Source organism: Cryobacterium levicorallinum (assembly GCF_004402405.1).
GTDB lineage: Bacteria > Actinomycetota > Actinomycetes > Actinomycetales > Microbacteriaceae > Cryobacterium > Cryobacterium levicorallinum.
This window is the reverse complement of sequence record NZ_SOFE01000023.1, coordinates 415757-434103: the sequence shown is the minus strand read 5'-3', so window position 1 is coordinate 434103 and position 18347 is coordinate 415757. Positions and strand designations below refer to the sequence as shown.

Sequence of the window (18347 nt, the reverse complement as noted above, 5' to 3'; positions counted from 1 at the left end):
AACATGGCTGTGCGCCGTGTCGCCCTTTGCTACCTTTGCTCCATGCGAGTGGATCTGATGACCAAGGAATACCCCCCGGAAATCTATGGGGGAGCCGGTGTGCACGTGACCGAACTGGTGCGAGCGCTCCGACATGACATCGAGGTGTCCGTTCGGTGCTTCGGCGCGCCGCGTGACGACCTCGACACGTTCGCCTACGACGTCCCCGCGCAATTGGCCGACGCCAATGCGACCTTGGGCACCCTCGGGGTCGACCTGCAGATGGCGCAGGACGCCGCTGGCGCCGATCTGGTGCACTCTCACACCTGGTACGCGAATGCGGCCGGGCACCTCGCCCAAATGCTGCACGGCATCCCACACGTGGTCACGGCGCACAGCCTGGAGCCATTGCGACCGTGGAAGGCCGAGCAGCTCGGCGGCGGCTATCGGGTGTCGAGCTGGATCGAGAAAACCGCCTTTGAAGCAGCGGATGCTGTGATCGCCGTCAGCGACGGCATGCGTCGCGATATCCTGCGCAGCTACCCCGCACTCGACGCCAGCCGGGTGCACACGGTCTATAACGGCATCGATCTTGAGCGGTGGAAACCGACCAGAGATGACGATTTTGTGCGCGGCCTGGGAATAGACCCCGAGCGCCCCTCCGTCGTCTTCGTGGGGCGCATCACTCGACAGAAGGGCCTGCCCTACCTGTTGCGTGCGGCGCAGTTGCTGCCTCCGGAGGTGCAATTGGTGCTGTGCGCGGGCGCACCGGACACGCCCGGAATTCTGGCCGAGGTTACGGCCGGTGTCGAATCCCTGCAGCAGGAACGCTCCGGCGTGGTCTGGATCAATCGGCTGCTGGCCCAGCACGAGCTCGCCGCGGTCCTGACGCAGGGAACGGTGTTCGTCTGCCCGTCTATTTACGAGCCCCTCGGAATCGTCAATCTTGAGGCCATGGCCTGCGGCCTCGCCGTGGTCGGTACCGCAACCGGTGGAATCCCCGAGGTCGTCGCTGACGGCGAGACCGGACGTCTCGTGCCGATCGAGCAGCTCACCGACGGCACCGGAACGCCCCTGCACCCCGAACAGTTCGTCGCCGACCTGGCCCGCACCCTCACCGAGGTCGTGAGCGATCCGGCTCGCGCGGCCGAGATGGGGCGCGCCGGTCGGGTCCGTGCCGAGCAAGTATTCGGCTGGGCTCAGATCGCCACCCGCACACGGGAGATCTACGCCGCCCTGCTCTGAGCTGGCCGTATCTGCTGCCTCGGCGCGTCCCACTGCGACGCGCCGAGGCATGTTCGCACGGTCTGTCGGCAAGCGCGGCGCCCGATAACATGGTTGTATGGTCAACGTTTTGCATTTCACCGACGTCTCCGTCGTCCGGGGTGGCACCGCCATCCTCGACTCAGTGAATTGGAGCGTCGACGACGACCAACGCTGGGTGATTCTCGGCCCCAACGGTGCCGGCAAGACCACCCTGTTGCAGATCGCCGCCGCCTTCATACACCCGTCGACCGGGCAGGCCGAGGTGCTCGATGAGACCCTCGGTGGAACGGATGTCTTCGAGCTGCGGCCCCGTATCGGCTTCGCTTCGACCGCCATGGCGCGCAAGGTTCCCGGCAACGAAAAGGTCATCGACGTTGTCATGACGGCCGCGTACTCGGTGACCGGCCGCTGGAATGAAGAATATGAAACCATCGATGAACGCCGTGCCCAGCGCGTTCTGCAGGAATGGAACCTCGATCACCTCGCCGATCGCAAGTTCGGCACCCTCAGTGACGGCGAGCAGAAGCGGGTGCAAATCGCCCGCTCGGTCATGACCGATCCGGAGATGCTGCTGCTCGATGAGCCCGCCGCGAGCCTGGACCTCGGTGCCCGGGAATCCTTGCTGCAACTGCTGAGTGGTTTTGCCCGCGAGACGAACTCTCCGGCCATCATCATGGTGACCCATCACGTCGAAGAAATTCCTCTCGGATTCACGCACGTACTGCTGTTGTCGGAGGGCAAGATCGTCGCCGCCGGCCCGATCGTCACGGCGCTCACCGCCACGGCGCTCAGCGAGACCTTCGGTCTCAAGATTGAGCTCACCGAGACAGATGGACGCTACGCGGCACGAGCGATCTAGGGCGGTTGCTTTCGCCGCGCGCCCAGCGCTCCAAGGCCACGGTGTTCTGCTAAAGTTAATGGCTGGCCATTTGGCCAACCAGCTTGTCGCCTCCTGGGGCTGCGGGCCCAACATTCGAACAGCACTGTGACCAGTTACAAGTCTGTTCACCAGAAGTGCAAAAGGAAATTCTCATGAAGTCTGACATCCACCCCGAGTACGCTCCCGTGGTCTTTCGCGACCTCGCCTCCGGTGCGACCTTCCTGACTCGTTCGACGGTCTCCAGCAAGAAGACCATCGAGTGGGAAGACGGAACCACGTACCCGGTCATCGACGTGGAAATCTCCTCCGAGTCGCACCCGTTCTACACGGGCAAGCAGCGCATCATGGACTCCGCCGGACGCGTGGAGAAGTTCAACTCGCGCTACAAGGGTTTCGGCAAATAGCACCTGTTTTTTAGTTCCAATGAAAAAGCGACCAGCCTCGGCTGGTCGCTTTTTTTATCTAGAGTTTGTTGCTCAGCGCTGGTCCTAGTTAGCGCTGGGGCCAGGCAGTATCGGCCAAAAATTCGGGATCGCGGCCGCGGCGCATGTATTCCTGAAAGCTTTCGGCCTGCTGGCGATACCAAGTGACCTGCAGGGCGTGCATCTCATCGAGGGTGGTCGGAAGGGCCACGCGGTGCGCGCGATGAATCGCCTGGGCGACCCGGCCGGCGGCGATCGCATCCGCTCCGGCATCGTGCGCTTCATCGAGGCTGACACCGTAGAACGCGCTCGTCACCTCGAGGGTGCGCTTCCCCTTGCGGTACTTGTCGACGGCCTTGTCAATGACGAGGGGGTCGACCACCGGGCTGGGGGAGACGAGCGGGGCGATGCCATAGCGCACGGCTTCACGATTGAGCAGGGTGAGGTCGTACGGGGCGTTGTAGGCGACGATGGGCAGTCCGTCGGCCAGGTGCGCGCGAAGTGCCGCAACAATCTCGGCGACGGCTTCGGTGGCGACGCGACCGTGTTGCACGGCGTACTCGGTCGTGATGCCGTGCACGTTGGTGGCACCGGCGGGAATCTCAACGCCCGGATCGACGAGCCAGTCGATGCGCTCGATGGCGGTGCCGCTCGCGTCGAGGACTGCGACGGTGGCCGACACGATGCGGCAGGATTCTACGTCGATGCCGGTGGTCTCAAGGTCGAATACGGCGAGGTGATCGCTCCAGGTGCTCATACTTCAACCCTAGGGCCGACCACCGACACACTTCCGCGGCGCCACTCTCCGGCGAGAGAACTGGCCGCGAGCGCTGAGATCGACCTAGGAGTTGCGGGTGGCTCACGTCCGGCGTAGGCGGTCGGTACGCGAGGCACAATGCTGGACTTCGGCGCCGCAGTGTCTGTTGCCAGCAACCAACGCGGTTACGTCCCGGAGTGGGGTCGGCTATCGGCGGGGAATTCGTTAGAGCCGAATGCGACGGTTGATGACATTCTCGGCGCTCTCGCGCATGGTGTGGTTGCGGGCGCGGGCATCCGCTCGCAATCTCTTGAAGGCTTCGTCCATGTCGACGGTGCTGAGCTGGGCGATGACCCCCTTCGCCTGTTCAATCACGATGCGGCTGTTGAGGGCACGTTGCAGCTGTTCGTTGACCACGGCGTCTTCGCGCACGGTGCGTTCCTGCAGAATGCTGATCGTTGCAACGTCAGCCATGGCCTGGCCGATAGCAGCGTCTTCGGGTGTGACATCGCCGGTCTCGGTACGGAACAGATTGAGAGCGCCGATCGCCCGGTTACGTACCCGCATGGGAATGGCGTGCACCGAGCGGAAACCCTGGGACAGCGCGGCCGCCTTGAAAACGGGGTAGGTATCGCCGGAAGCGGCAATATCGCCCATGGTGACGACCTTGCCGGTGAGGTAACAGTCAACGCACGGCCCGGCCCCGGCCTGCTGTTGCAAAACTTCGACGAGATAACTTTCCTTGCTGGTTGAGGCGACGACCTACAGCTCGCCGCTCGGATCGGCCAGCAGGAGGCCGGCAGCTGAGGCGTCGAGCAACTCAACGCATTCCTCGACGAGGGTGTGCAGCACGTCGAGAACGTCATATTCGCCCACCAGAGTGTCCGTCAACTTCACGAAGGCGGCGCTCACCATCGAGGCGCGAGTCTGAGTGACCATGGGTTAATTCTATGACCTTTCCTGTTTTTTTACTCGGTTTCCGGCGTGAACTGCAACCGCCGCGCAACCACGTCACCGGCGATTGTGCGCACGGTCTTGCCGTGCGCAAACGCGTGCCCGCGCAGGAGTAGCAGCGCATCCGTCGGCGTGACATTCATCTGCACGAGCACCATACCGGTGGCCTGATGAATTTCCCGCCTCGACAGGGGAGAAGCCTCCGTAATCGTCGCTGACGCGGTGGATTCCTTGACCCGAAGCAGCCGATCCAACAGGTTCCAGGCGGTTTGGTTGGCCAGGACCAGTGCTTTCGCCCGGTCGGTGCGATCCAGCGCTCCGGAGGTGGTGCTGTAGAGCTCGACGATGCCCACATCGAGCGCGCCGAGGGTGAGTGGAAAATCGTAGAGCGCCTCCACCTCGGTGTCCAAAAGCGCCGAGAAAAAGACCGGCCAGAGTGGATGCTCACCCTCGCGCACGCGAGGTTCGAGCACGGGGATGCGCGTGCGCACCGCCTCCCACCGGGGGCCTTCGCCCAAATCGAACTGAAGCTCATCGAGGCGAGCGGCCAGCTCATCGGTGGCGCAGACGACCGTTTCGGGAACGGCCCCGCCAAACACCGAAACCGCAGCACCGGTGACCGGCAACGCGTCGAGAAATTTGGCGCACAGCGCCACGTCCTCGACGCCACAATCTGAGCTGGACAGTTCAGGCACGATCGACCAGCCCCCAGACCTAGGACGACAGCTTGCTGGTCTTAAGGATACGTGCCATCGGTTGCGGCAAGAAAGACAGCGGATGAGCTTTTGCCGAGTTCGCAGCATCGGTTTATCTGCCGTACCATTCGTTTAATTGCGTGTCAACCGCAGTGCAGCCAGTAGAAGCTTTGCGCACCCAGGGTGAGCGTGAGCGATCCCTCGTCGTTGAAGCTCGGAAAGACTGCTCCACCGAACAGGTCGTACAACCGCGTTCCGGCCATGTCGACGTCGTCGATCGTGAACGCGACCGGGTTGTGCGAGAAACTGAACACGCACAGCACGGTTTCGGGCTGGTCGCCGAACATCGAGCCGGAGCCGGCGTAGCTGCGGGTGAACACCAACACCGATTCGTGGTTGGTGTTGAGCACGCGGATCGTGCCGAGTCCGAAGGTCTGGTGTGCCTTGCGCACGTGGATCACATTGCGAATCCAGTGCAGGAGCGACCCGGACTGGGCCAGCTGCGACTCCACGTTGGTCTGGGTGAAGTTGTAGACGAGGGACTGCACAATGGGCAGAAATAGCTTGCCCGGATCGGCATCCGAAAAACCGGCATTGCGGTCGGGGGTCCACTGCATGGGCGTGCGTGAACTGTCCCGGTCGGGCAGCCAGATGTTGTCGCCCATGCCGATCTCATCGCCGTAGTAAAGAAAGGGGCTGCCGGGCAGGGCAAACAGCAGGGCGTGGGCCAGTTCCAGCTCGGCCCGCGAATTGTCGAGCAGCGGGGCGAGCCGTCTGCGGATGCCGATATTGGCGCGCATCCGCGGGTCGTAGGCGTACCAGCCGTACATAGCCTGCCGGTATTCCTCGCTGACCATTTCGAGGGTGAGCTCGTCATGGTTGCGCAGGAATACGCCCCAGCCGGCGCCCTCGGGGATGTCGGTCGTCTCGGAGAGCACGCGCACCAGCTCGTTGGCCTGCTGGGAGCGTAAAGAGTAGAAAATGCGTGGCATGACCGGAAAGTCGAACGCCATGTGGCATTCCGGTTCTTCCTCGGTGCCGAAGAAGGCGGCGACCTCGCGGGGCCATTGGTTGGCCTCGGCGATCATGACTCGGCCAGGATAGTCGCGGTCGACCATGGCCCGCAGACGCTTGACGAACTCGTGAGTCGGCGGCTCGCCCTCACCGTTGCCCTCTTCGGACTCGAACAGGTAGGGGATCGCGTCGAGTCGAAAGCCGTCGACGCCGAGGTCGAGCCAGAAGCGGATGACGTCGAAGATCGCCTCCTGCACGGCCGGGTTTTCAAAGTTGAGGTCGGGCTGGTGCGAGAAGAAGCGGTGAAAAAAGAACTGCCGACGTACCGGGTCGAATGCCCAGTTCGATTCCTCGGTGTCGGTGAAGATGATGCGAATGTTGGGATACCGCTCGTCGGTGTCACTCCAGACATAGAAGTCGCCGTAGGGCCCGTCCGGGTCTTCACGGGACTGCTGAAACCATTCGTGCTGGTCCGAGGTGTGGTTGAGCGGAAAATCGATCACGATGCGCATGTTACGTTCGTGCGCCTTGGTGACGAGATCCTTGAATTCCTCAAGGGTACCGAACTCCGGCAAAATCGTGCGGTAGTCGGCCACGTCGTAACCGCCGTCTTTCAGCGGAGAGTTGAAGAACGGCGGAATCCACAGGGCGTCGATTCCGAGCCATTGCAGGTAGTCGAGCTTCGATACCAGCCCGGAGAGATCGCCGGATCCATCGGCGTTGCTGTCCACGAAGGAGCGAACCATCACCTCGTAGAAGACGGCGCGGCGATACCACAGCGGGTCGAGGGCCAATCCGGGTAACTGAATGGGTGCAGTGAAACTCACGGCTGTCCTTCCGTCCCCGCAAAGGGCTCTCTCTCGTTGCGCGTCGTGGCTTGAGTCTAGATCGAGCGATCCGGTTCAAGTCCAGCTTTGCGGAAGTCTCCCGCCTAAACTAGGGCCGGTGATCGTTTCTTCTCCCTACGACAAAGTCCTGGCTGGCCTGACGGTGCGCGAACTCACGGCAAGCGTTCTCGGCGCCAACGGGCGAAGCAGCGCCACCCAGTACTGGGAATACGGCGACCCCGCTGCCACGACCACTCTGGTTCTCGTGCACGGGTTTCGCGGCGATCACCACGGACTGCAACTGGTCGTGGCCGAGCTGCTCGGTGCCGGTGAATTGCCCAGGGCCGTCGAAACGGATGCCGCAGCTCCCGCCCTGCGCATCATCGCACCGGACCTGCCCGGATTTGGCCGGTCGGAGCCGCTCCCCGACGGGGACCATTCCCTGGCCGGATACTCCCGTTGGCTGCGCGAATTTCTGAAGGTACTGGCCCGCACGGGGCGTCTGGTCGTGCTCGGGCATTCCTTCGGATCGATCGTGGTCGCCGCGGCCGTCGCTGAGGGTCTGGCCGCCGACGACGTCGTTCTGGTCAACCCGATCGCCGCCCCGGCATTGTCCGGACCGCGTGGAATTCTGACCCGACTGGCCGTCTTCTACTACTGGGCCTCAGCCTCCTTTCCGGAGCGGTGGGGCTACGCCCTGCTGCAGAACCGGGCTATTGTGCGCGTCATGAGCGTGAGCATGGCGAAGACGCAGGACCCGGCGTTGCGGCGCTGGATCCACAACCAGCATGATCGATACTTCAGCGCCTTCGCAAATCGTCAGGTGGTCATGGCCGCGTTCACCGCTTCGGTCAGCCACGACGTGAGCGAATTTGCGGCACGCATTCCGCAACCGACGCTGCTGATCGCGGCCGACCGCGACGACATCACGCCGCTCGCCGCGCAATATCGGCTGCAGAGCTTGTTCCCGAACGCGACCTTGCGCGTCGTCGACAACGTGGGTCACCTCATCCACTACGAAACGCCGAAACCGGCGGCCACCTACATTCGTGAATTTCTTGCCGAGGAGCGACCGGAGTGAGAATCGTGGTCGACTGCCGCTACGTCCGGTTGGATCAACACGACGGCATCAGCCGATACACCGCTGGTTTGGTGACCGAACTCGGCCGGCTGCATCCGCTCATCATGCTGATCAGCGACCATCGGCAACTGGCGATGCTGCCGGCCTTGCCGTGGCAGCTTGTGCGGGCACCGACCAGTCTGCTCGAACCGCTGATCGCGCTGTCGGTCAACCGGTTGAAGCCCGACGTGGTGTTCAGTCCGATGCAGACCATGGGCTCGTGGGGCCGCAAGTATCGGCTGTTTCTCACCGTGCACGACCTCATTTATTACCGCAACCGCACACCACCGCGTGATCTGCCTGCATTTATCCGTCTGCTCTGGCGGGCGTACCACCTCTCCTGGTGGCCACAGCGGATGCTGCTCAACGGCGCCGACGGCGTCGTGACCGTGTCCGAGACCACCCGGACGCTGATCACAGAGCACCAGCTCACCAGGCGACCGGTCACGGTGGTGGCCAACGCCGCCGATCCCGTTCTGGGGGCGATGCGTCATCGCAGCATTCCGGAGACCACCCGGCTCGTCTACATGGGCTCGTTCATGCCGTACAAGAACCTCGACACCCTGGTTCTGGCCATGGCCGACCTGCCGGAATACGAGCTGCATCTGCTCAGCCGGGTGTCCGCAGCCGAACGTTCCCGGCTGAGCCGCCGTGCCCCGCAGGCGCGCCTGGTCTTTCACGATGGGGTCAGCGATGCCGATTATCACCGGCTGTTGCGCTCGGCCACCGCACTGGTGACCGCCTCGTTCGATGAGGGCTTTGGAATTCCGCTGGTCGAGGCGATGAGCCTCGGCATCCCCGTTGTGGTCAGCGACATTCCCATTTTTCGGGAGATCGGCGGGGTCGCCGCCCTGTATTTCGACCCTCGCAGCGCGAATTCCATTGCTACGGCTGTTCGGCGCCTCGCCGAGCCGGGGGAGTGGGCGGCCAGATCGGCCCAGTCAGTCGATCAGGCGGCGCGGTTCACCTGGGCCGCTTCGGCCCGAACCCTGCTCGAGGTATTGGAAGGTACCGAGCCCCCGGCATAGCCGTTCGCGGTCCGTGACCTAATGCCGTGAATCGACCGAGAGTCGCCTGCGAATTCGCTATTCTCAAACGATGACACGATTCGGCCGGCGCCGCCCCAGCACGGAAAGCGGGTCGGGTCTCTCTCTGCTGTGGCCCCGCGGCATCCACCCGGCCTGGATCATCGCCGCCGTGGCCTTTCTTGCGCTCGTCGGTGCGGCCGGATTCCGTGCGGCCCCTGGAGTGCTCATGGTGCCGATCGAGGAGGAATTCTCCTGGTCGCGGGGGGTACTCGCGGCAGCCGTTGGGGTGAACCTGCTGTTGTTCGGTCTGACCGCGCCGTTCGCCGCTGCCCTGATGCAGCGATTCGGCATTCGCGGAGTGACGACGGGTGCGCTCTTCATCGTCGCAGCGGGAAGTGCGCTCAGTACCTTCGCCACGTCACCGTGGCACCTCATGCTCACCTGGGGGGTACTGATCGGCACCGGAACGGGGTCGATGGCGCTCGTGTTCGCGGCCGTCATCAGCCAAACCTGGTTCGTGAAGCGGCGCGGCTTGATCGCCGGGGTGCTCACGGCCGGAAGCGCCACCGGCCAGCTCATCTTTCTCCCCTTCATCGCCCAGCTCGCCGTCACGACCGGTTGGCGAAGCGCGTCGCTTCTGATCGCACTCGGCGCGATCCTGGTGGTGCCGATCGTGCTCATCTGGATGCGCAACTCTCCGGCCGACCTCGGCACCACGCCCTACGGCACGCCGGAACTGCCCGAACGGGCCGACGGAGCTGCAGGACCGGCGGCATCCGCTCTGTCGAACGTTGTCGCGACGCCGAAACGAAACCCGGCAGTCGAAGCCCTCAGCGCCCTGAAATTTGCCAGCCGGCATCGCACATTTTGGGCTCTCGCCGCCGGATTCGCCATTTGCGGGGCGACGACGAATGGCCTGATCGGCACGCATTTCATCCCCTCGGCGCACGACCACGGCATGCCGGAGACCACCGCAGCTGGATTGCTGGCCGTGGTCGGAATCTTCGACATTGTCGGAACGATCGCCTCCGGCTGGCTGACCGACCGGTACAACCCGAGAATTCTGCTCGCCGGATACTACGCCTTTCGGGGCCTGTCGTTGCTCGCACTACCATTTCTGCTGTCGGCAACCGTGCACCCCAGCATGGTGATCTTCATCGTCATCTATGGTCTGGACTGGGTCGCCACCGTTCCGCCGACGATCGCGCTCTGTCGGGAGCTGTTCGGCGATCGCGGTCCCCTCGTCTTCGGCTGGGTGTTCGCCGCGCACCAGATCGGCGCTGGAATCGCGTCGGTCGCCGCCGGGATCGTGCGCGAGGAAACCGGGCACTACACGGTCGCCTGGATCGGCGCCGCTGGCCTCTGCATCATCGCCGCGGTGGTCAGCGTGAGCATTCGCCGCGGAACCCCGACCGGCGATGCCGTTCCAGCGGCCAGGGTCAACGCCGACAAATTTGAGTAGCAGCGAAGGTCACGCGTGCAGGGCTTGTGGCCACGGGTGAGGTGCCAACTCTGGCCCCATGGTGCTCGCCGCTGGCGAAAACGAAGGGGCGAAAAGTGGCACCTTGCTCCGCTGAGGCATTCCACTGAACACGAGGTGCCAATTTCAGCGCCCTAAAGGCGCCCGCAGATCAGCTGGAGGCGTCACAGCACCGGCGACGAGCCGCGGTCGCCCGGCTCGCGCATCGACGCATCGAAGTGGGTCAGCAGCAGCTGATCGTCCGCCCAGGCGAAATCGTGCACGGACCCATTGGCGATGTACTCGCCGTGCCGAGGGCGGTCGCCGTCCGTGAGGTGACGCAGCAGCGTTCCGATGATGCCGCCGTGACTCAACACGAGAACGGATTGGCCAGCATGCCCGGCGGCAAGTGCTGATAGCGCAGCGAGCACCCGGTCAATGACGTCGCGGCGGGTCTCGAGTCCGGGAACAGCCACACCGTCAGGAAAACGGTACTGACGCTCGGCGAAGGTGAGGCCCTCGATGGCGCCGTGGTGACGTTCGGTCAGGGCGGGAACCACCTCGGGTTCCTCCAACCCGAGCTCCGCGGCAATAATTCTGGCCGATTCCGCAGCGCGCATCAGAGGGCTGGTCACGATGGCATCCCACTGCCTGCTCTGCAGACGCTCAGCGGCGGAGACGGCTTCGGCGCGCCCGGTGGCGTTGAGGGGAATGTCGGTGCGGCCCTGGATCCGCTGGTTCAAATTCCAGTCGGTCTGGCCATGACGCACAATGGCGAACCTGGTCACGAGTGATTGCCCCGATTCACCGGTGATTCCCCGGGCCGCGCACAAGCGCGGTCAGCCCAGCAGCCGGTCGGCCAGTGCGGCGAGGGTTTCACTGGTTCCGGCCTCGAGCTTGTGCAGGGCTCGCCCGTCGCCCTTGGTCACCCCACGGTTAATTACGATGATCGGCAGTTTGCGGCGCCTGGCCTGCTCGACCAGACGGATGCCCGAATTCACCGCGAGCGACGACCCGGCAACGATCAGGGCATCCGCAGCCTGAATCAAAGCGGCTGCCTCCAGAAACGTTTCCGTCGGCACGAGTTCACCGAAAAAGACCACCCGGGGCTTGAGCATGCCGCCACAGACCGTGCAGGCCGGCACCACGAAGTCGTCGATGTTGCCGACGTCGGCATCGCCGTCGGGAGCGATTCGGATGCTGTCCGAATCACGCAGAACCGGGTTGTCGGCCTCCAGCCGGGCAGCGATGCTATCCCGGCCGAATGCCTGCCCGCAGTCCAGGCAGATGACCCGGTCGAGGGACCCGTGCAGTTCGACGACATGGCGCGATCCGGCCCGAGTATGCAGTCCGTCGACGTTTTGGGTGATGACCCCGGCAATGGCGCCGGCGCTTTCCAACTGCACGAGAGAACGGTGTCCGAGGTTGGGTTCGGCCCGTCGAAAAACGCTCCAGCCCAGGTGACTGCCGGCCCAATAGCGTTTGCGGGATCGTTCGTCGGCGACAAAGGTCTGAAAGGTCATCGGCGTGCGCTTCGGCGCGCCTTCCCCGCGATAATCGGGAATTCCCGAATCGGTGCTGAGGCCGGCACCGGTGAGCACGGCGGCGCGCTTGCCGCGTAGGAGCGTGGCGACGGCATCCACTGCCCGCTCGGAATCGAGGGCGACCGTCGAGGTGAGCGCGGCGGCGGCGTCGGGGGCGTCGGTGGGCTCGAGCGCGTCCACCAGGACCGTGTCGCTGGGCACGACCGGGTCGGCAGTCATCGGCGTTCCTTTCGGGCAGAGACGGGCAGCAAAAGATGTTGGTCCCTTGATTCTAAACTCGTCTGTTTTCCCGTTTGACTACCCACCTGTCAGGCTTGAGCTCAATACCCCTTCTGAAAGGCACTTTTCCGTGCAGATCACCCGCATTACCGACCTGTCCAGCCCGGGTCTCGCCGACTATTCGCGTTTGACCGACGTGGCACTGCGACGAGTGCTGGAGCCGGCCGGCGGCCTCTATATCGCCGAGTCACCCAAGGTCATTGCTCGTGCTCTTCGGGCCGGCCATCGCCCGCGCTCCCTACTTATTCAGGAACAGTGGATGCCCGACGCCGAGCGATTGCTCGCCGATTGGCCCGACGTTCCTGTTTATGTCGGCGAGGCGAGCGTGCTGGAACAGCTGACCGGCTACAACCTGCATCGCGGTGCCCTCGCCGCGATGCACCGGCCGGTGCTCGAGCCGGTCGAGGCGCTTCTCACCCATGCCCGCCGCATCGTGATCCTCGAAGACATCGTCGACCACACCAACGTCGGGGCCATCTTTCGCTCCGTGGCCGGGCTTGGCGCCGATGCCGTGCTGATCACCCCGCGCTGCGCCGACCCGCTCTACCGGCGCAGCGTGCGCGTGAGCATGGGCACGGTGTTGCAGGTGCCGTGGACCCGCCTCCCGGAATGGAGCGTGGCCACCCCGCTGCTGCACGCCGCCGGTTTTCACCTCGCCGCGCTGGCGCTGGCCGACAATGCGGTCTCCCTCGACGTGTTTGCCGAGGCGCCGCCCGAGCGGCTCGCGATCATCCTCGGTGCCGAAGGCGACGGGCTCAGCCAGCACGCGCTCGAAGCCGCCGACACGGTCGTGACCATTCCGATGCTGCACGGCGTCGACTCGCTCAACGTCGCCTCCGCGAGCGCGGTCGCGCTGTACGCGCTGCGCACGCGTGCGTGAGCGCGCCGACCCGCTGAGCGCGACGAAGAAGTTAGGCTGAGCGGATGTCTCCCTCCCGGCGTGTCACCCTCCGACGGCGTCGACTCGCCGTCGCCAGCGTTCTGCTCGTGGTGCTGGGCGGCGTCGGCTATGTCGGCGCCACCACCCTGGCTCCCGTTCCGGAGAGCGCTGCCACGATCGTGCAGCCGGCGGCGCTGACCCAACCAGCCGCCGCTCTGGTCTGGCCGACCTTCGGTGAAAGCGCGATCGGCGCAGTCGGTTTTCCCGGCGTTCTGGCCTCGAGCGGCGAACAGGACACGGTGCCGATCGCGAGCATCACCAAGATGGTCACCGCCCTCGTCATCCTCGATGCCAAACCGCTGGGCGCGGGGGAGGACGGCCCCGCGATCACTTTCACCGACGCCGACGTCGATATCTACTACGAGGTGATCGCCGAAAACGGGTCGGTTGCGCCCGTGGTCGCCGGAATGGAACTGACCCAGCGGCAGGCTTTCGAAGCGATGCTGCTGCCCTCGGCCAACAACTATGCGGCGTCTCTCGCGGTGTGGGCGTTCGGCTCGACCGACGGCTACCTGGCGGCAGCGAAAACCTGGCTGGCCGACAACTCACTCAGCCAGACCAGCGTCGCCGACACGAGCGGCATCTCGTCGTCGAGCGTGAGCACTCCGGCCGACCTCGTTGAGATCGGCAAGCTCGTCATCGGTCACCCGGCGCTGGCCGAAATCGTCGCCCTGCCCTCGGCGGTGCTGCCGGTCATCGGCACCATCACCAACACCAACAAGCTGCTCGGTCGCGACGGCGTCGACGGCATCAAGACCGGTACAACGGACATCGCCGGCGCCTGCCTGCTCTTTTCCACCGATTTCACCGTCGGCGACAACACGGTCACGCTCGTAGGCGTGATGCTGGGTGGCGACACCCACTCCGAACTCAATTCGGCGATCGCCGCGCTGATCCAGAGTGTGCAGCCCGGGTTCCACGACGTCGTCCTGGCCGAGGCTGGCACCGTGTACGGCAGCTATAGGACCCAGTGGGGTGACGTGAGCGATATCGTCGCCGCGCGGGCGGCATCCGCTTTGGTCTGGTCAGACTCACCTATTTCGGGTTCCGCGACGGCGACCGATTTGCAGCTGGGCCGGGCCGGCGACGACGTCGGCGAGTTGTCGTTCGCGATCGGCACGGGATCTCCGGTGACGGTGCCGCTTGAACTGCAGGACAGCGTCACTGATCCCGGCCCGGCCTGGCGCATGGGCCACCCGGGCGAACTCGCCGCCGGCTGACCCGCCCGGCTGCCCACCCGCCCGGCCATGACCAGCTCCGTCTAGTGGACCGAAATGCGGGTCAGACGCGGGGGAGCGTGGAGGGGCCGGCTTTGGGACGTTTGGGCAGTACGTGATCGCCGGAGGACTGGTGGCGCACCCGGCGCAGCACCCACGGCACGAGGTACTCCCGCGCCCAGGCAAAATCTTCGGTGCGGGCCTGCCGCCAGGTGGTTCCGGGCATGGGCTCCGGCTCGCTCGGCTCGAGCGAGTTCTTCACATTGAGGGTCTGCAACACCATGCGCGCCACGGTGTGGTGCCCGAGGGCATTGAGATGCAGCCGGTCGGGCGCCCACATGCGCGGATCCTGAATTTCGGTGAGCTGCCACATGTCGGCCACGATGCAGTCGTACTTCGTGGCAATGGCCCGGATGTTCTCGTTGTAGATCGCGACCTTGCCGCGAATGCTACGAAACACGGGAGAGAATCCCACGTCGGCTCCGGTGAACAGCACGACCGTCGCGCCGTCCCGGGAGAGCCCGGAAACCACCTCATCGCAGCGGGCCGCGATGAAATCCGGGTCAGTTCCGGGGCGAATGACGTCGTTGCCGCCGGCCGAAATCGTGATCAGGTCCGGGCGCAGGGCCAGCGCTGGCTCGATCTGTTCGTCGGCGATCTGCCGGATGAGTTTGCCGCGCACGGCCAGGTTGGCATAGGCGAAATCATCGGTCCCTTCGCTCAGTACCTCGGCGACCCGGTCGGCCCAGCCCCGGTGCCCACCAGGGCTCTGCTCTTCCGGGTCACCGATGCCCTCGGTGAACGAATCGCCGAGCGCGACGTAGCGCGACCATGGATGCTGTTGCTTCGTCATCAAACCATTGTGTCTGAACCCTGAGCCATTGGTGCAAACGGTGCCGTCGGCGACGAACGTCGGTGGTCTTTGGTAGATTTGTGAGAAGTGAATACTCCATCGGTTTTCGGTCCCGCGCAGGGAACGAGTGCAGCCGAACACCTGTCGCCGTCCTTCCCCGAACGCGCGGCCTGGGGTACCGCCGGCAAGCTGCGCGCCTGGCAGGCCGAGGCGCTCGAGGCCTACTTCGTGCACGAGCCACGCGACTTTCTCGCCGCGGCAACGCCGGGAGCGGGAAAGACCACGTTTGCCCTGCGCCTGGCCGCTGAACTCCGCTCCCGGCGCACAATCGACCGCATCACCGTTGTCGCGCCGACCGAGCATCTCAAAAACCAGTGGGCGGATGCTGCGGCGCGCGCCGGCATCCGTCTCGATCCCATGTTCAAGAACGCCGACCGCAGTTACGGCAGCCACTATCACGGCGTCGTCGTCACCTATGCCCAGGTGGCTGCCCGAGCCGCCCTGCACAAGCAGCTCACCGAGTCCAGCCGCACCCTGGTCATCCTCGACGAGATTCACCACGGGGGAGATGCCCTCAGCTGGGGCGACGCGATTCGTGAGGCCTTCGGCCCGGCCACCCGGCGCCTCTCACTCACCGGCACCCCGTTTCGCTCGGACACCTCGCCGATCCCGTTCGTCAGCTATCTGCCCGACAAACACGGCATCCGTATGTCGCAAAGCGACTATGCCTATGGCTACGGCCGAGCCCTCGCCGACGGTGTTGTGCGCCCGGTGATGTTCATGGTCTACGCCGGGCACATGAAGTGGCGTACCCGGGCCGGCGACGAGATGGAAGCCAAGCTCGGCGAGGGCAACGCAAAGGACATCACCAGCCAGGCCTGGCGCACCGCGCTCGAGCCCAGCGGGCAGTGGATTCCCTCGGTGCTGCGCGCCGCGAACTCCCGACTGACCGAGGTGCGGCGCGGCATTCCGGATGCCGGTGGCCTCGTCATTGCCACGGACCAGACCACCGCACGCGCCTACGCCGTCATCCTCGAAGACATCTGCGGTGAACCGGTCACCATTGTGCTCTCCGACGAGAAGGAAGCCAGCGACCGGATCGATGAGTTCTCCAAGAACACCCGTCGGTGGATGGTCGCCGTGCGCATGGTGTCGGAGGGCGTCGACGTGCCGCGGCTTGCCGTCGGTGTCTATGCGACCAGCGCGGCCACACCGCTGTACTTCGCCCAGGCGATCGGCCGGTTCGTGCGCGCGCGCCGACGCGGCGAAACGGCATCCATTTTTCTGCCCAACGTGCCCGGGCTGCTCAGCCTCGCCAACGCGCTCGAGCTGGAACGCGATCACGCCCTCGATCGCAGCAATCGTGACGACGGCGACGACGGCATGTACAACCCCGAAGATGCCTTGGTCGCCGCGGCGAACAAGGAAGACAAGGCGTCAGACGACCTGGGCCTGGACGACTTCACCTGGCAGGCCCTCGACTCGCAGGCCACTTTCGACATGGTCATGTTCGACGGCGACGAATTCGGTGAGCTTGCCGAACCGGGCACCGACGAGGAATTCGACTTCATCGGCATCCCCGGCCTGCTCGAACCGGAACAGGTGTCGGAGCTGCTGCGTCAACGCCAGTCACGGCAGTCCAAACGTTCAACCGACAAGCGCAAGGATCCGGTGACGGGGGAGATCGCCCCGCTCGAGCCACCGCCCCTGTACCGAACCCTGAAGGAACAGCGCACCCTGCTGTCGAGCCTCGTGGGCATGTGGTCCAAGCTCGCCAATGAACCGCACGGCATGATCCACGCGGAGATGCGTCGGATCTGCGGCGGGCCCGCCGTCGCCCAGGCCAGCGTGACCCAGCTGCAGATGCGGATCGATCTGCTGCGCCGCCGCCTCGGTCGCAGCTAGGCCGTCGCGACTGCTCCCACCGGCACGCGGGCGACCAGCAGGGCTGTGAGGATGTCGTCCATCAGATCGTCGACGTGCTCGAGCCCGATCGACAGCCGCACGATGCCGGCCCCCGGTCGTGCATCAGCCGCCACCGGTCGGTGGGTGAGCGAGGCCGGATGCTGCACGAGCGAATCAACCCCGCCGAGTGACACCGCGTGGGTGATCAGTCGCAGCGCCTCGGTGAAGCGCACAGCGGCGGCAAAGGAGCCGAGATCGAGCGCGATCAGGGACCCGGCCCCGGCGCTCTGCCTGCCGATCAGCCCGTGCGGGTCCTGGCCCGGCAGCCCGGGGTAGAGCACCCGGGTCAGCGCCGGATGGGCGCTGAGCCGGTCAGCAATCTCGCCAGCACTCGTCTGTTGGGCGCGCACCCGAATCGGCAGGGTGCGCAGCCCGCGATGCAGCAGGTATGCGTTGAACGGCTGCAGCAGGCCGCCGGTCAGCGCGCGTACCTGTCGCAGCCGCACCATCCACTCGGCCGGCCCGGACACCGTGCCGCCCATAGCATCGCCGTGACCGCCGAGAAACTTGGTCGCACTGTGCAGCACGAGCGTGGCGCCCGACTCGACCGGGCGCTGCAACACGGGCGTCGCAAAGGTGTTGTCCACCAGCACGGGAACCGAACCGGCAGCATCCGCCACCGCCCGGATGTCGGTCAACTCAAGCGTCGGGTTGGCCGGTGACTCCAGAATGACCAGACCGGTATCTGAGCGGATGGCCGCACCAACGCCGGCCAGGTCGGTCCAGGTGACCGTCGTGCCGAGCAGCCCGTTCGCGAGAACATGATCGGTACCGCCATACAGGGGACGCAGCGCCACAATGTGCGGTTTGTCGGCCGTCACGGTGGCAATAAGGGTTGCGGTCAGGGCCGCCATTCCGGTGGCGAAGGCAACGGTGCCGGCGGTTCGTTCCAGGGCCGACAGTGCGTTCTCGAACCGGGCGACGCCTGGCTGCCACAGTCGCTGGTAGACGGCGGAATCGCCGGGTTCCGGCGTGCCGCCGGTGGCGAGGTTTTCGTAAGAATCCCCGCCAGACTCCACTCCGCGCAGCGGATTGGTGGTGGACAGATCGATGCCCGGAACGTGCGTTCCGGCCTCGGTAAGACCGTCCATTCCGGCGTGCACGGCAACGGTTTCGATATGTGACAGCGGTGGCAACATGAGCCAACA

The 18347-nt window shown here is 64.9% G+C and carries 18 protein-coding genes and 1 pseudogene; 9 read left to right on the top strand and 10 right to left on the bottom strand.

All coding sequences use genetic code 11. The annotated features are described in order from the left end of the window. Positions 1-42 precede the first annotated feature (42 nt). From glgA to E3O11_RS14065, 3 genes are all read left to right on the top strand, one after another. Positions 43-1224: a glycogen synthase gene (gene glgA / locus E3O11_RS14075; protein ID WP_092448571.1), complete on the top strand. Its 1182-nt coding sequence runs from the start codon at positions 43-45 to the stop codon at positions 1222-1224. Between the two features lie 97 nt (positions 1225-1321). Further along, positions 1322-2104: an ABC transporter ATP-binding protein gene (locus E3O11_RS14070; RefSeq protein WP_092448572.1), complete on the top strand. Its 783-nt coding sequence runs from the start codon at positions 1322-1324 to the stop codon at positions 2102-2104. A gap of 173 nt (positions 2105-2277) precedes the next feature. Continuing rightward, positions 2278-2529 carry a type B 50S ribosomal protein L31 gene (locus tag E3O11_RS14065; RefSeq protein ID WP_092448573.1) on the top strand — a complete coding sequence of 84 codons (252 nt, stop codon included), beginning with the start codon at positions 2278-2280 and terminating at the stop codon, positions 2527-2529. Positions 2530-2617: 88 nt separating this feature from the next. On the opposite strand, the gene E3O11_RS14060 is transcribed toward E3O11_RS14065, so the two are convergent. From E3O11_RS14060 to treS, 6 genes and pseudogenes are all read right to left on the bottom strand, one after another. Then, positions 2618-3304, bottom strand: coding sequence for an exonuclease domain-containing protein (locus E3O11_RS14060; RefSeq protein WP_092448574.1), 687 nt, complete (start codon positions 3302-3304; stop codon positions 2618-2620). Between the two features lie 225 nt (positions 3305-3529). Continuing rightward, the gene (locus E3O11_RS18595; RefSeq protein WP_338419220.1) at positions 3530-3778 is read right to left on the bottom strand and encodes an ANTAR domain-containing protein; all 249 of its coding nucleotides are present in this window, start codon (positions 3776-3778) and stop codon (positions 3530-3532) included. Further along, positions 3764-4030: pseudogene (locus tag E3O11_RS18590) on the bottom strand (GAF domain-containing protein); the annotation flags it as partial. The pseudogene E3O11_RS18590 and the gene E3O11_RS18595, both read right to left, overlap by 15 nt. A 36-nt stretch (positions 4031-4066) precedes the next feature. Continuing rightward, complete coding sequence (locus tag E3O11_RS18585) at positions 4067-4243, bottom strand: hypothetical protein (RefSeq protein ID WP_307725661.1); 177 nt, start codon at positions 4241-4243, stop codon at positions 4067-4069. A 29-nt stretch (positions 4244-4272) separates the two neighbouring features. Further along, positions 4273-4953 (bottom strand): GAF and ANTAR domain-containing protein, encoded by a 681-nt coding sequence (locus E3O11_RS14050; RefSeq protein ID WP_241994735.1) that lies wholly within the window; start codon positions 4951-4953, stop codon positions 4273-4275. A gap of 143 nt (positions 4954-5096) precedes the next feature. Then, positions 5097-6794, bottom strand: a complete 1698-nt coding sequence (gene treS, locus E3O11_RS14045) for a maltose alpha-D-glucosyltransferase (RefSeq protein ID WP_092448575.1) — start codon at positions 6792-6794, stop codon at positions 5097-5099. A 118-nt stretch (positions 6795-6912) separates the two neighbouring features. On the opposite strand from treS, the gene E3O11_RS14040 reads away from it, so the two are divergent. The 3 genes from E3O11_RS14040 to E3O11_RS14030 all read left to right on the top strand — a co-directional run bounded on the left by E3O11_RS14040 (position 6913) and on the right by E3O11_RS14030 (position 10404). Beyond that, positions 6913-7875, top strand: coding sequence for an alpha/beta fold hydrolase (locus E3O11_RS14040; protein WP_241991024.1), 963 nt, complete (start codon positions 6913-6915; stop codon positions 7873-7875). After that, positions 7872-8942 (top strand): glycosyltransferase family 4 protein, encoded by a 1071-nt coding sequence (locus tag E3O11_RS14035; RefSeq protein WP_092448577.1) that lies wholly within the window; start codon positions 7872-7874, stop codon positions 8940-8942. Before E3O11_RS14040 ends, E3O11_RS14035 begins: the two co-directional genes overlap by 4 nt. A 70-nt stretch (positions 8943-9012) precedes the next feature. After that, positions 9013-10404 (top strand): MFS transporter, encoded by a 1392-nt coding sequence (locus tag E3O11_RS14030; RefSeq protein ID WP_092448578.1) that lies wholly within the window; start codon positions 9013-9015, stop codon positions 10402-10404. Positions 10405-10586: 182 nt separating this feature from the next. Here the strand turns inward: E3O11_RS14030 and E3O11_RS14025 are convergent, their stop codons facing one another. Beyond that, positions 10587-11189, bottom strand: coding sequence for a histidine phosphatase family protein (locus E3O11_RS14025; protein WP_166787592.1), 603 nt, complete (start codon positions 11187-11189; stop codon positions 10587-10589). Between the two features lie 51 nt (positions 11190-11240). After that, positions 11241-12164: a Sir2 family NAD-dependent protein deacetylase gene (locus E3O11_RS14020; protein WP_092448580.1), complete on the bottom strand. Its 924-nt coding sequence runs from the start codon at positions 12162-12164 to the stop codon at positions 11241-11243. A 130-nt stretch (positions 12165-12294) separates the two neighbouring features. On the opposite strand from E3O11_RS14020, the gene E3O11_RS14015 reads away from it, so the two are divergent. Together E3O11_RS14015 and E3O11_RS14010 are read left to right on the top strand one after the other, a co-directional pair. After that, the gene (locus E3O11_RS14015; protein ID WP_092448581.1) at positions 12295-13104 is read left to right on the top strand and encodes a TrmH family RNA methyltransferase; all 810 of its coding nucleotides are present in this window, start codon (positions 12295-12297) and stop codon (positions 13102-13104) included. A gap of 44 nt (positions 13105-13148) precedes the next feature. After that, complete coding sequence (locus tag E3O11_RS14010) at positions 13149-14384, top strand: D-alanyl-D-alanine carboxypeptidase family protein (protein WP_092448582.1); 1236 nt, start codon at positions 13149-13151, stop codon at positions 14382-14384. 61 nt (positions 14385-14445) lie between these two features. On the opposite strand, the gene E3O11_RS14005 is transcribed toward E3O11_RS14010, so the two are convergent. Continuing rightward, complete coding sequence (locus tag E3O11_RS14005) at positions 14446-15234, bottom strand: SGNH/GDSL hydrolase family protein (protein WP_092448583.1); 789 nt, start codon at positions 15232-15234, stop codon at positions 14446-14448. A gap of 87 nt (positions 15235-15321) precedes the next feature. On the opposite strand from E3O11_RS14005, the gene E3O11_RS14000 reads away from it, so the two are divergent. After that, positions 15322-17139 carry a DEAD/DEAH box helicase gene (locus E3O11_RS14000; protein WP_092448584.1) on the top strand — a complete coding sequence of 606 codons (1818 nt, stop codon included), beginning with the start codon at positions 15322-15324 and terminating at the stop codon, positions 17137-17139. Here E3O11_RS14000 and E3O11_RS13995 read toward each other — a convergent pair. After that, a complete protein-coding gene (locus E3O11_RS13995; protein WP_092448585.1) occupies positions 17136-18338 on the bottom strand; it encodes a trans-sulfuration enzyme family protein in 1203 nt (400 codons plus the stop codon). The two genes, E3O11_RS14000 and E3O11_RS13995, sit on opposite strands and share 4 nt — an antisense overlap. Positions 18339-18347 lie beyond the last annotated feature (9 nt).